We start from the raw sequence: 13,242 nt of genomic DNA, 5'->3' as shown, positions 1-13,242 counted from the left end.
ACTTATGTGTAAAATATATCAGATTGCCATCCTTTTATTTTTGACACTTACATTAACTAATTGTAAAGAAGAAAAAGAGAAGGTTGTACAACTAAATGATGAGGTTCAAAATGATACTTTAGATACCTATTTTTCAAAATTATATGAAGCTAAAATGTTTAATGGTGCAGTTGCTATAAAACGAAAGGGCAAATTAATTTTTAAAAAAGGATATGGAATAGCAAATTTAAAAGCGCAAACCTCTTTTTTACCAAATACGTCTTTAGAAATAGCTTCGGTTTCTAAACAATTTACTGCAGCAGCAATCTTGTTATTACAGCAAAACCACAAATTAAAAGTAACAGATTTTGCTTATAAATATTTGGGTGAAGATTTTCCGTATAAAAGCATCACAATTTCTCAACTGTTATCTCACACTTCTGGATTAGCAGATTATTCTACTTATTTTAAGACACATTGGGATCCATCTAAAATTGCATATAACAAAGATATTCTTCAGTATTATAAAACAAGTAAACCAAATCTTTTAAGTATTCCGGGAGAAAAATATAAGTATTCTAATACAGGTTATATCTTTTTGGCAGAAATAGTAAATGCAACAAGTGGAATGACATTAGAAGACTACTTATTAAAAAAAGTATTTACTCCAATGCATATGGAAAATACGTTCTTTATAGGTCGAGATAGTATTTGGAATAAAGATAATTATGCACCAGGTTATATGTTTAATATCGAGAACTGTGAGCATGTCATTCCTGAAACACTACCAAATAAGGGCTACTACCGTTTTTTAAGCGGACGTTTAGGATCTGGAAGATTGTCTTCTAGTGTAGACGATTTAATAAAATGGGATCAGTTTTTATACAGTGATTCTATTTTTAATAAAGCGTCTAAAGTATTGGCTTTTACGCCGCATCCGCCAACAAAAGAAGCTTCAGATTACGGATATGGATGGCATATTAAGGAAGATAGTTTAAGTGGTAAAGTGGTGTTTCATACAGGAAGTTGGGCAGGAAACCTAACTTATATCAGCAGATCTTTAGATACTAAAGACCTTATAATTATTGTAAACAACACTTACAATAGCGGATATTTAAAACAAATAAGAGCCAGCGTTAATGGATTTTTAAATAATGAACCACTGCAATTTCCTAAAGAAAAAGCAAGTGAGTTATTCAAATTAAATTCTTGTGATTTGTCTGAAGTGACACTAGACCAATGGTACATAGACCATAAAGATATAGATTGGGATCTGGAAAATTTACAGAAGCTTCAGAATGACTATTTAAAAGTTGGAGCAACAGATAGAAGTGACATGTTAAGTGTGCTTATTAAAATGGTTCAAGCAGATAAAAATCTATTATAAAAGATTTAATCTCTTCATTAAATTAAAATTTCAAAACTAATTATGATAGAAAAATCTACTGCTTTAATTACCAATGATGCTGTTGTATTGGGAATACTAATAACTGTGTTAGGAGTTATTTTCGTAACGTCTTCAAGTGAGAAGCCTTTCTTTAAAAAATTCTACAGTATTGTTCCTTCAGTGTTATTGTGCTATTTTATTCCTGCGCTGTTTAATACGTTCAATATTATATCTGGTGAAACTTCAAATTTGTATACAATAGCTTCACGTTATTTATTGCCTTCTAGTTTAGTGTTATTGACGCTGAGTATTAATTTTGTTGCCTTAAAAAAATTAGGTAGTAAAGCTCTAATCATGTTTCTAGCAGGAACATTAGGGATTATTATTGGAGGCCCAATCGCATTATATACTGTGGGGAGTCTGTTTCCTGAAATTGTATCAACTAATGGTGCTGAAATTTGGAAAGGTTTGTCAACTATTGCAGGAAGTTGGATTGGAGGAGGAGCTAATCAAACGGCTATGTTAGAAGTTTTTGGAGCGAGTAAAAGTATGTTTGCACAAATGATTGCGGTAGATGTTTTAGTAGCCAATCTATGGATGGGATTTTTGCTTTATGGTACTCAGAAATCAGATAAAATTGATAAATGGTTAAAAGCAGATAATACACAAATTAGGGCTTTAGAAAGTAGATTAGAAGAAGAACAATCTGGTAAAAAGCAATCGCTTACTTCAAATAACTTAATGATTATTTTAATGGTGGCTTTTGGTGTTACTGGTATTGGCCATTTTTTAGCAGATATTTTAGCACCGTTTTTTAAAGTAAATTATCCTGAATTACAAAAATATTCTTTTACTAACGAGTTCTTTTGGTTGGTTATTATTACCACAACTATAGGCGTTGCATTGTCTTTTACTAAAGTGAGAAAAATAGAGCGTTATGGTGCATCCAAAGTAGGCGTTGTCTTTTTATATATCTTAGTAGCCACCATTGGGACACATATGAATTTAACTGCTATTTTTGATAACCCCTTATTGTTTTTAGTTGGAATAATATGGATTACGGTGCATATTCTTGTTATGATTATAGTCGCTAAAATTATTAAAGCACCTTTCTTTTATGTTGCCGTTGGTAGTCAGGCAAATATTGGCGGAGCAGCATCAGCTCCAATAGTTGCAGCAGCATTTAGCCCGTTTTTGGCTCCTGTAGGCGTACTCTTGGCTGTTTTAGGATATGCTGTTGGTACCTATGGCTCTTACATTTGTGGTTTATTGTTGTATGAGATATTTGTGGTTATTAGTTAGTCAGTAAATTTAACCTTATACTATATGTTTATAAAATTTAAAGCCTCGTAACAGTATGTTGCGAGGCTTTGTTTTGAGGATATAACTAATAAATAGCTATGCTTTAATTTTGCCAACCACCATCTAGTGCATGGTATAGTTGGACAACTGATTGTAATTCTTGTAGTTTATCATTAACACCATTTAATTGCGCTGATAATAGGCTGTTTTTTGTGGTGATAACATCTTCAAAAGCACTTATAAAAGTCGTTTTTGCTTTTTGAATATCAGGTCTATTTCTTAGAAATGTGAATGACAAATTTTTTGTGTAAAAAAGCCCTTTTATTCTTAATAAGATAAGAATAAAAGGTTTTTTTGAATGTAATAAGTTAAGCTTTGGTGTTAGAAGACGCTAACTGCTAATTGTACTCTTGCAATTTTTAGTGAAGGGTTCCACATAGTTGTTGCAGACACAGGGAAACTTAAATCTGAAAATTTAAGTGTTTTTGAAGCTGTTAATCCAACGTTCACCAAATCGAAGTTTTGTTCGCCATCGCCGTATAAATGCGTGTCTCCGTTTAAAGAAAAACCAGCTCCAACAAAACCGTTTAAATTAACTTTAGAATCTCTAATTATAGGATATGATGCTTCTATGTAAGTAGAATAACGTTGTTCGTAGTCGCCATCATTGTCTAATTGAGAATCTCCGCTACCATACAATAATATATCAGCTTCTAAGCGTAAAGGGAAGCTTTCATTAAAAGTGTAAGAGGTTCTTAAATCTAATAGGTGTGTGGTTGTTTCTTTATCGTAGTTCCAGATATCTGGATTTTCAACACTACGGGTATTAAATAAATCCCAAATTCCTATAGAAAAACCGTTTTTCGCATATTGAGCATAGTAATTTATTTCTTTGTACGATGTACCATCACTTTCATTAGAGAAAGCCATTCCGCCCCAAAAACCGGCTGTAAAACTACCTGTTTTTTCTAAATTTACTTTTGAGAAAACGGCAACCATTGGTTTGTCTGTAATGACTAGACCTCTCCATAAGTGGTTTGTTTTTACATCTACATTAAAGTCTATAGGACTGTCCTTGAGTTCAGTTTCTTGGGCATTGCTTATTTGCACTGCCAAAAGCGTTACGAATATTATGAGTATTTTTTTCATGGTGTTTTACTTAAATGAAATAATTACATTATGGCCATATACAAGTAAGCTGCAATAGCACAACCTAAAATAGGACCAACTACAGGAATCCAAGCGTATCCCCAATCGCTTTTACCTTTTACAGGTAGTATAGCGTGCATGATTCTTGGTCCTAAATCTCGAGCAGGATTAATAGCATATCCTGTTGTACCTCCTAATGACAAACCAATTACCCACACAAGAAAGGCTACTGGTATTGCTCCAATAGAGCCTAAACCTATAGGTGTTAATGGATCTCCTTCTGTTCCTAAATTAATATTTGCACCTGTGATATAAAATATTACAAAAATTAAGACAAACGTTCCTATAATTTCACTTGTTAAGTTTGATAAAGGATTTCGAATAGCAGGTCCTGTACAGAAACAATCTAACATACCTCTTTCGTCATCGGTTGCTTTGAATTGGTCTTTGTAAAATAACCATACAAAGAATGCTCCTAACATAGCACCTATCATTTCTCCTGCTAGATATTCAGGGACTAAAGACCAAGAGACTTTTCCAGCTATGGCTAAACCTATGGTTACTGCGGGGTTTAAATGTGCACCACTATACGGGCCAGCAACAATTACACCTACGAATACGGCTAAGGCCCATGCTGTTGTGATTTCTATCCATCCTGCTCCAGCTGCTTTTGTCCCTTTTAAAACGACATTGGCGACTACACCGTTACCTAATAGAATCATTAACATGGTACCTAATATTTCAGCTACTAAAATTGACATAATTTCAAGTTTTAAGGTTGTTGATTATAATTTATTCTTCGATCCAATTTTGTGTACATTTAACGGCTTTATGCCAATAGTGTAACATATTGTCTACTTTCTCCTTAGGAGCTTCTGGAAAGAATTCCTTATCAACAATCCATTGTGATTGTATGTCGTCTATACTGTCCCAATAACCAACTGCTAATCCTGCTAAATATGCAGCACCCATTGCAGTAGTTTCAAGTGTTTTAGGTCTTATAATTTTAAAGCCAAATAAATCGGATTGGATTTGCATTAATAAGTTACTAGCGGTAGCACCTCCATCAACTCTAAGTTCAATACTTTTTTCTCCTGCATCTGCTTCCATCGCTTTTACAATGTCGTACACTTGAAAAGCAATACCTTCTAATGTTGCTCGTGCAATATGTGCATCTGTAGTCCCTCGAGTAATTCCAAGCATTGCGCCTCTAGCGTATTGGTCCCAATAAGGTGCTCCAAGACCTGTTAATGCAGGAACAAAGTACACGCCACCATTATCCTCAACCATTTCTGCTAAATGGTTAATTCCTGGGGCAGTTCTTACCATTCTAAGTCCGTCGCGTATCCATTGAATAGCAGCTCCTCCTACAAAGACACTACCTTCTAAAGCGTAAGTTGTTTCTCCGTTTATTTTCCAAGCTACAGTAGTTAATAGGTTGTTTTTGGAATAGACAGCTTTATTTCCTGTATTCATTAATAAGAAACATCCTGTGCCATAGGTGTTTTTAACCATTCCTGGTTTTGTACACATTTGACCAAATAATGCAGCTTGTTGATCTCCTGCAATACCTGCAATCGGAATTTTTGTTGAGAATAATGTGGTTGCAGTTGTACCGTAAACTTCACTACTTTGTTTTACCTCTGGTAGCATAGATTCTGGAATGTTGAATAATTCCATTAATTCTTTGTCCCAAGACATGGTATGAATATTGAACAACATGGTTCTACTCGCGTTAGAAACATCTGTAATAAACATTTTTCCTCTGGTTAATTTCCATATTAACCAACAATCTACCGTACCAAAACATAGTTTTCCGGCTTCAGCCTTTTCTCTAGCGCCTTCAATATTATCTAAGATCCATTTTAATTTGGTTGCAGAAAAATAGGCGTCGATAACTAAACCTGTTTTCTTTTTAATAAGATCTTCGTGACCGGCATCTTTTAGTTCGTCACAATATCTTGCGGTTCTTCTGTCTTGCCATACAATTGCATTATAAATAGGTTCACTGGTTTCGCGATCCCATACCACAACGGTTTCTCTTTGATTTGTAATACCAATGGCTGCGATGTCTGTTCCGTTTATACCGTGTTGAGCTACAACTTCGGCCGCTACAGATATTTGTGAAGACCAGATATCATTAGGGTTGTGTTCTACCCAGCCTGGTTTAGGGAAAATTTGTTCGAATGGTTTTTGAGACACTCTTACAATTTCTCCATCATGGTTAAATAAAATAGCTCGAGACGATGTAGTCCCCTGGTCAAATGCTAAAATTAATTTACTTTTCATGTCAATGTAGTTGTTTGATTTGTTGAACTTATAAAATATAATTAGAGGTAACTTGTATGTAGTCTGCTACTTGTTTGGTTTGCCAAGCATCATCTTTACCTAATTCTTCTGCCATTATTTTAGCAACTTTAGGAGCCATTTTAATACTCTCTTTTGCATTTAATAATTGACAACGTACTCTTCTGGCTAGAAAATCTTCTACATTTAAAGCCATTTCGTTTCTTACTGCCCAAATAACTTGAGCTTCTATTACGCCCATAGAATCGCTAAGGGATGTATTCCATCCGTTTTGTTTAGATAATTCTAGTAGATCATCTTTGTCGCTACCATAGAAATATAACGGATCGTTATAATCTGGATTTGTTTTATATCCGTGTATTTTTAAATGTTTTGTTTTTGTAGGGATATGTTTCCATTCGTGATTATGTTCTGCTTTATCAACTAGATCTTGTCCCATTCTTCTAAAAGTGGTCCATTTACCACCTACAATGGTTAATAATCCTGAGTCGGAAGTATAAATTTTATGGCTACGAGAAATTTCTTTTGTTTTGCTTCCTTCGCTTTTTGGAGCTGCTAATGGACGTAAGCCTGCGAATACACTTAAAACATCACTTCTTTTAGGTGCTTTAGTTAAATATCGACCTGCTGTGCTTAAAATAAATCCAATTTCTTCTTCAAGAGCAACGGGTTCTAAAGACTCTTTTTTTAATGGAGTGTCTGTTGTTCCTACAATAACACGGTTATGCCAAGGCACTAAAAACAAAACTCTACCATCATCTGTTTTAGGAATTGTGATTGCATCATCACCAGGTAAGAAGGATTTGTCTAATATTAAGTGAACACCTTGACTAGGTGCTATTGTTTTTTCTGTTCCAGGAGCATCCATTTGTAAGATATCATCTGCAAAAACTCCGGTAGCATTTACAATTTGCTTTCCTTTTATTTCGAATTGTGTACCATCTGTTTCGTCGTGAACTTTAACGCCTGTGATTTTACCATTTGAGTCTTTTGTTAAATTATCTACAGCACAATAATTAACGACTAGTGCTCCCATTTCTACAGAGGATTGTAATACATTGATAGCCATACGTGAATCGTCAAACTGACCATCATAATAGACTACACCTGCCGAAATTTTATCTGGATTTATAAGTGAAATACGTTTTAGTGTTTTGGCTTTTGAAATACGTTTAGATCTGCCAAGGCTTAATTTACCAGCTAATAAATCGTAAAAAGTTAATCCAACAGTGTATAATATTTCATCATATAAACCATGTGTTGGAATTATAAAAGACTGACTTTTAGTTATGTGTGGTGCGTTTTTTAGCATTAATCCACGCTCTACGACAGCTTCACGAACTAGACCTATATCTCCTTGTGCTAAATATCGAACTCCTCCATGCATTAGTTTTGTTGATTTACTTGAGGTTGATTTTGTGAAATCAGATTTTTCAAGTAAAGCAACAGAGTAACCTCTAGCAGAGGCTTCAAGTGCAATACCAATACCGGTAGCTCCACCTCCAATTATTACGAAATCGTAAGTTTCAGAACTACTTCTTAACTTATCTATCATTGTTTTTCTGTTCATGATTTCTTAGTTTATATTCTTAGTGCCTTTTTAATTTTGAATAAATTTACAACAAAACGAAACAAAACAAAAGTTTTTATTTGTTATTTTTTCATTTGTTGTCTTTTTTTAAGTTTTTTTGATAAAATTAAGGGTGTTTGGTTATTGTATTTTTGTTTTTATAGTGCCTTTTGTTTGAAATATGTAATTGTAGTTTCGTTTTGAAATTGATAATTTATTAAAAAATGTACTTTTCGTGTTCATAATGATATTAGTAATCTTTATTTTTGTCCAAAACGAAACCAAATGTCACTAAATATTATAGACCGCCACAAACTCATATTAGATAAACTCGAAGCAGAGGGATTTGTTAGCGTTAACGAGCTAAGTGATGAGTTTAAGGTGTCGTTAGTTACTATTAGAAAGGATCTTAAGCTTCTAGAAGAAAAGAAATTGTTGTTTAGATCGCATGGAAAAGCAATTCCTGTAAATCCATATATTACAGAAAATCCTGTAAATATTAAGGAGAAGATACATGCTAAAGAAAAAAAGAAAATAGGGATGGCCGCGGCCGAACTATTGGAAGCAAACGATAGTGTTATCATTGCTTCTGGAACTTCTGTTATTGAATTTGCCAGACATATTAAACCTTTAGAAGGGTTAACGGTATTGACCGCATCGTTAAATACTGCTGTAATATTGGCAGCGATTAAAGATATTGATGTTATGCAATTAGGAGGTATGGTGAGGTCGAGTTCGGCATCTGTAATAGGACCTATAGGAGAACGAATGTTGGCCGAATTTACTTTTACTAAATTGTTTTTGGGAGTAGACGGTATCGATCTGGATTATGGGCTTACAACTACAAATTTAATGGAAGCGTCTTTAAATAAAGAAATGATTAAAGCATCACAAAAAATTATAGTATTGGCAGATTCTTCAAAATTCAATAAAAAAGGATTTGGCAGAATTTGTGGACTTGATGATGTCGATCAGATTATAACAGATTCAGGTATTGATGAGAGAACTAAAAATAAATTGATTGATATGGGTATGGAATTGATTATTGTATAAATGAATTTAAAAAATATTTTATAGCATATAAAAAAAAGAAGCTTACAATTTCAATCTCTTGAACCTGTAAGCTTCTTTTAATTTGGATATATTGTTTTAAAGCGCCTATTGTTAAAGTTGTCTAATCGGTTATTTTTATATCGATAGATGTTCTGGCTTGCCATCCTGTTTCATCTGTAACGGAATATGCACAATGGTAATCCCCGGCATCTATATCGTTAGGAATAGTTACCGAAACATTAATTTCATAATTAGTTAATTCGTTCTCTATTGTATAATTTTCCATGAAAATAAATGGATTTACAGCATCTTTTATCTCTTCTAAATCACATTCAGTGACTTGATCGTCGTGTGTGTGGTGATCAAAATTATTATGAATATCTATGCTATAAGATGCCAATGCTTTATTGTCTGTAACCTGAGCTCTGAAATTGTAAGTTTCTCCTTTTGTAAGTACTGAGCAGCCCTGCGGAAATCCATCTGTATAATTAACGGTAATCGTTGGTTTTTCTTCATCTTTATCAATACTATCATCACTGGTACATGACGCTATTAGAAGCATAGATAAAAAGGAGTAATAATATTTTAAGGTAAATCGCATTTTATAAGGGTATAAGAACCGCATAATATAAAGTTATACTATGCGATGTAAATTTTTAATTAAGCTGTAACATCTATATGTGTTTCATACTCTTTTGTATTACCATTTTCATCTTCAATTGTAAAAATGATATGATATTCTCCAGCAGGAGCAGTTACAGGAACATCAATATGCTCATGGAATTCTACTTCTGTTTCTTCATGGTAACCTTCTAAAAATTCTTCTTCGTAATCCCATTCAACTTCACCATCAGCTAAAGTAAGTCCGTGTGCATGCGCATCTACAGTTATAGAATGTATTCCATTAGCTGCATTAATCATGAATTCGGTATGAAAATCTTCTCCTCTAACTACAGTTTCATCTATAGAAATATTGCTTAAAGTAATAAGTTCTAAAATCTGGATGTAACCTTCTACTTCTGTACTGTTTCCAATTTCGTCTGTAATTAATAATTCAACATGATATTCTCCCGCAGGAATATCTGTAGGTACATCTATATGTTCATGAAACGTAGGGTTTATGGCTAAATATTTACTATCTGTAAATACTTGTTCGAAATCCCAATCTGCCTCACCATCTGCAAGTTCTAAGTCGTGTGCATGAATAGAAACAGTAATACTACTCACTGTAGCTTCTGCATAAATTTCTGCTTCTAAATGAATATTAGATCCTTTATAAGCAACTTGATCTGTAGAATGGCTACTACCTGCACCATATTCAAAACCAGAAACTTCTGGATCACTTGTTACAGCTTTGTCATCATCACTACTACATGATTGTAAAAATAATCCTAGAGAAAGGACAATGGCTAAAAATTTAAAATTTGTTTTCATAATTCTTGTTTTCATTGTTGTTGATTTAAATTGATTGTTAATATTTATAATGGTACTGTTAATGATATGGATAGGTTTCTTCCGGCTTCTGGAACATCAATTAAGCGGTAGAAACTGGTATGATCGAAATATTTTGTATTGAATACATTGTTCAATTTTACACGCATCTCTATAGGTGAATTATTTTTAAACAGATTTAATTCTGAAATAAAAGACATGTTGAATAATTGATAACCAGGTGTTTTTTCTTCTGGCGGAACAATCTCGTCCTGCGAAGCTGTAATTTTATAGTCGGCTATAAGCTGAGGTTTACTTAAAAACAATAGGTCTTTAAATTGATATCTTGCAGAAAGTAGACTTGATAACGGTGGAGAAAACGGAATAGTAAATCCTTCTTTTGCACCACTAGTTTGTCTAGAATACACATACTCTGAAGAAGCATCTAATTTTAGGTTTTCAAAAATTGTCGTACTTGCTCTAATTTCACCTCCAATTCTAAAAACTTTACTTTGGGTATATTCGTAAATTTGTAGGGTTTCGTAATAAGCAGATGTGGGATTTAGGTAAATAAAGTTTTCAAAAAAGTTAACAAACGGACTCACGCCAATACTAAAAGCATTAGTTGTATGATCGATATCTAAATCTAGCTGATAAGATGATTCTGGATCTAAATCTAAATTTCCTTTTTCGTAACGATACATGTGGTAATTCACTCCGTCTGAAGCTAATTCGTTTGCTAAAGGCATTCTAAAACTTTTTCCAACATTGATTTTAAATGTGGTATGATTTAAAATATAACTCAAGCCTACAGATCCACTAAAATTTCCGAAGTCTAAGGATTTATTTTGTGCACGTTGTAAATACACATATGATGTGGAACCATCTTCATTATTTATTGTAGAAGGAAACCAATCGTAATACGCTTTAGTATCTACAAATCCATAATCGTAACGTAAGCCCGCCAGAAAGTGTAAGTCTGGAGTAACTTCAAATGTATCAAAAGCAAAAGCCCCTACAGTAAAGCGATTGTATTCTGGAATTAAAAATCCCCATCCGCCAATATTATTATCCTGAAATTCCATATTTATCCCAAAAACCATATCGTGAGCAGCATTAGGTTTAAATGCATCTCTAACATTTAAAGCATAAGTGTTTTTATTAAAAACACGCTCTTCTGTATTTGGAGGTTTAGGCATATAACCATGAGGTATAGATTCTGAATGTTCTGATCTTAGATTGTTTTGATAGCCTAAATCGAAATAAAACGTATGATCTTCACTTTGAATTGTTGTGTTATTAGTGATTTTAAAATGATTCACTTTATGGTAAGGCAAATCAATATCTCTATTAGAACGATCATAGTCAATATCTGAAGTTCTTACTTCTAAACCATGAGCATTAGCGAAGAAACCATTTTTAGCATTTACATTACTAAAACTGGTTTCAGACTCTATGTTATCGTTAATATAACCCAGACTAAAACTTGCATCTGCTTCTTTACCCGCTGTGTTTCTTAAATTATTGTCGTGTAAATTGAAAATGTAATTTTCGTAACTAATTTGATCTGTAGGCACTTTATAATCGCCGTAATCTCTATAAGTGAGTCGGCCGCGATAAAACCAATTATGATTTCTAGCTTGTACACCAGCAGATACGCCTAACAAATCATTATTTGTTTCTCCTAAAAGATTTATATCTCCTGAAAACGAATGTATAGAAGGAATCGCATTGGGTTGTATATCTACAACACCAGCAATGGCATCAGATCCATAGACTAAAGATGCAGGTCCTTTTATAATTTGGATGTTCTCGATACCGTATTGATCTATTTCTAAACCATGATCATTTCCCCATTGTTGTGCTTCGTGTTTTATTCCGTTTTGTACAACAGCAACACGATTAAATCCTAAACCCCGAATGACAGGTTTGGATTGTCCTGATCCAATATTTATGGTGCTAACTCCTGGTATTTTACTTAGGGTTTGCATTAAACTATTTTCTCTATTTTCTTCTAAAAAAGTTTCAGAAACAGAATAAGACACGACAGGAGTTTCCATGAGTTCTCTTTTTTTAGACTTTCCGAGTACTTCAACTTCGTCGAGATTTGTAGCCGATTCTTCTAGGTAAATAATGACATCTTTTAGCATAGAATCTACCTGAATAGTAATGGTTTTTGAAGTAAATCCCATGCTAGACACAACTAAGTTATAGGTGCCTTGTTTTACGTTTTTTAGTGTAAATTCTCCAGTATTAGATGTTATAGAAAATAAATTCCCTCTACTAATTGAGGCTCCGTCTATTGGCTGTAACGTGTTGGCATTTAACACAGCGCCTTTTATTAAAAAAGAGTCTTGTGCAAATGCAATAGTGCACAGGCTAAAACATAGCCAGACACTAAGTGTTTTTTTAAGCATATTGAAATACTATAAGATTTGAATATTTGTTCTTGTAAAAGGACGTTAACAAAACCTATACATACCGTCAGGATATATTATCAATTACACTCTTTTTAGAGTGTTTTAATGTTGATAAATAGACGTGTATTGTTATTTGGTAAACTAAATAGAAACGTGTTAGATTAAGTTTAGTTGCCAAATAATTTTAAATAAAAAGGTATAGGAATACTTATATGGAGTAGGGAGGAGGTCGAGAAAAAAGCTGATGAGTATCTAATGTATTGGATATGCTAAAACAGTAGTTTTTAGACAACTCTTTTTTTACAAAAAATACAGGGACTTCTAGGTTGTAATTTTGTGAATCCGGAGTAAGTGCAGGTGCTAAATTCTGAGTTGTGGTATGCTGACAAACTACACAATGTAAATCATGATCTTCATTTTCAATGTGAGACAAGGCATGAAGCCCAACCAATTTCATTGAAATAAAAAGGACTAGGAAAAGATATGTGACGCTATTTTTAATGCAACTCGGTTTCATTAGTGGGCGAAAATATCAATTTTCATGAAATAAAAATCAAATAAAATGTTAAAGAAATGTTAATAGATAAATGAGGCTATAAGAGGCGGTTGTGTAATGTGTTCTTGGTTAGATGTGTATTGATAAA

12 protein-coding genes are annotated in these 13,242 nt (G+C 33.4%); 3 read left to right on the top strand and 9 right to left on the bottom strand.

Going from position 1 to position 13,242, the window contains the following annotated elements; translation table 11 throughout:
• The first annotated feature begins 4 nt into the window (after positions 1–4).
• Positions 5–1,366, top strand: a complete 1,362-nt coding sequence (locus Q1B05_RS09605) for a serine hydrolase (protein ID WP_299780045.1) — start codon at positions 5–7, stop codon at positions 1,364–1,366.
• 42 nt (positions 1,367–1,408) lie between these two features.
• On the top strand, positions 1,409–2,668 hold the full coding sequence (locus Q1B05_RS09600; protein WP_299780043.1) for a DUF819 family protein: 1,260 nt from the start codon (positions 1,409–1,411) through the stop codon (positions 2,666–2,668).
• 103 nt (positions 2,669–2,771) lie between these two features.
• Here Q1B05_RS09600 and Q1B05_RS09595 read toward each other — a convergent pair whose 3' ends face one another.
• From Q1B05_RS09595 to Q1B05_RS09575, 5 genes are all read right to left on the bottom strand, one after another.
• Complete coding sequence (locus tag Q1B05_RS09595; RefSeq protein ID WP_299780041.1) at positions 2,772–2,966, bottom strand: hypothetical protein; 195 nt, start codon at positions 2,964–2,966, stop codon at positions 2,772–2,774.
• A gap of 83 nt (positions 2,967–3,049) precedes the next feature.
• Entirely contained in the window at positions 3,050–3,817 is a 768-nt protein-coding gene (locus Q1B05_RS09590) for a hypothetical protein (protein WP_299780039.1), read from the bottom strand.
• A 23-nt stretch (positions 3,818–3,840) separates the two neighbouring features.
• Positions 3,841–4,578 (bottom strand): MIP/aquaporin family protein, encoded by a 738-nt coding sequence (locus tag Q1B05_RS09585; RefSeq protein ID WP_299780037.1) that lies wholly within the window; start codon positions 4,576–4,578, stop codon positions 3,841–3,843.
• Between the two features lie 31 nt (positions 4,579–4,609).
• Positions 4,610–6,106: a glycerol kinase GlpK gene (glpK, locus tag Q1B05_RS09580; RefSeq protein ID WP_299780035.1), complete on the bottom strand. Its 1,497-nt coding sequence runs from the start codon at positions 6,104–6,106 to the stop codon at positions 4,610–4,612.
• Between the two features lie 28 nt (positions 6,107–6,134).
• The gene (locus Q1B05_RS09575; RefSeq protein ID WP_299780033.1) at positions 6,135–7,694 is read right to left on the bottom strand and encodes a glycerol-3-phosphate dehydrogenase/oxidase; all 1,560 of its coding nucleotides are present in this window, start codon (positions 7,692–7,694) and stop codon (positions 6,135–6,137) included.
• A 285-nt stretch (positions 7,695–7,979) separates the two neighbouring features.
• Here Q1B05_RS09575 and Q1B05_RS09570 point away from each other — a divergent pair, with 285 nt between their 5' ends.
• Positions 7,980–8,747, top strand: coding sequence for a DeoR/GlpR family DNA-binding transcription regulator (locus Q1B05_RS09570; RefSeq protein ID WP_299780031.1), 768 nt, complete (start codon positions 7,980–7,982; stop codon positions 8,745–8,747).
• 121 nt (positions 8,748–8,868) lie between these two features.
• On the opposite strand, the gene Q1B05_RS09565 is transcribed toward Q1B05_RS09570, so the two are convergent.
• The 4 genes from Q1B05_RS09565 to Q1B05_RS09550 form a co-directional block, all read right to left on the bottom strand.
• Positions 8,869–9,372, bottom strand: a complete 504-nt coding sequence (locus Q1B05_RS09565; protein ID WP_299780029.1) for a DUF4625 domain-containing protein — start codon at positions 9,370–9,372, stop codon at positions 8,869–8,871.
• Positions 9,373–9,407: 35 nt separating this feature from the next.
• Positions 9,408–10,196 carry a DUF4625 domain-containing protein gene (locus Q1B05_RS09560; RefSeq protein WP_299780027.1) on the bottom strand — a complete coding sequence of 263 codons (789 nt, stop codon included), beginning with the start codon at positions 10,194–10,196 and terminating at the stop codon, positions 9,408–9,410.
• Between the two features lie 29 nt (positions 10,197–10,225).
• Complete coding sequence (locus Q1B05_RS09555; RefSeq protein ID WP_299780025.1) at positions 10,226–12,595, bottom strand: TonB-dependent receptor; 2,370 nt, start codon at positions 12,593–12,595, stop codon at positions 10,226–10,228.
• 211 nt (positions 12,596–12,806) lie between these two features.
• The gene (locus Q1B05_RS09550; RefSeq protein WP_299780023.1) at positions 12,807–13,055 is read right to left on the bottom strand and encodes a hypothetical protein; all 249 of its coding nucleotides are present in this window, start codon (positions 13,053–13,055) and stop codon (positions 12,807–12,809) included.
• Positions 13,056–13,242 lie beyond the last annotated feature (187 nt).

The organism is uncultured Formosa sp., from assembly GCF_947500765.1.
Classification (GTDB): Bacteria; Bacteroidota; Bacteroidia; order Flavobacteriales; family Flavobacteriaceae; genus Formosa.
Note: the sequence above shows the minus strand (reverse complement) of the source record. Positions and strands in the feature narration are given on the sequence as shown.

Coding starts and splice junctions, on each gene's coding strand:
- Q1B05_RS09605 (WP_299780045.1), top strand. CDS start 5: ATGTGTAAAATATATCAGATTGCCATCCTTTTATTTTTGACACTTACA.
- Q1B05_RS09600 (WP_299780043.1), top strand. CDS start 1,409: ATGATAGAAAAATCTACTGCTTTAATTACCAATGATGCTGTTGTATTG.
- Q1B05_RS09590 (WP_299780039.1), bottom strand. CDS start 3,817: ATGAAAAAAATACTCATAATATTCGTAACGCTTTTGGCAGTGCAAATA.
- Q1B05_RS09585 (WP_299780037.1), bottom strand. CDS start 4,578: ATGTCAATTTTAGTAGCTGAAATATTAGGTACCATGTTAATGATTCTA.
- glpK (WP_299780035.1), bottom strand. CDS start 6,106: ATGAAAAGTAAATTAATTTTAGCATTTGACCAGGGGACTACATCGTCT.
- Q1B05_RS09575 (WP_299780033.1), bottom strand. CDS start 7,694: ATGAACAGAAAAACAATGATAGATAAGTTAAGAAGTAGTTCTGAAACT.
- Q1B05_RS09570 (WP_299780031.1), top strand. CDS start 7,980: ATGTCACTAAATATTATAGACCGCCACAAACTCATATTAGATAAACTC.
- Q1B05_RS09565 (WP_299780029.1), bottom strand. CDS start 9,372: ATGCGGTTCTTATACCCTTATAAAATGCGATTTACCTTAAAATATTAT.
- Q1B05_RS09560 (WP_299780027.1), bottom strand. CDS start 10,196: ATGAAAACAAGAATTATGAAAACAAATTTTAAATTTTTAGCCATTGTC.
- Q1B05_RS09555 (WP_299780025.1), bottom strand. CDS start 12,595: ATGCTTAAAAAAACACTTAGTGTCTGGCTATGTTTTAGCCTGTGCACT.
- Q1B05_RS09550 (WP_299780023.1), bottom strand. CDS start 13,055: ATGAAATTGGTTGGGCTTCATGCCTTGTCTCACATTGAAAATGAAGAT.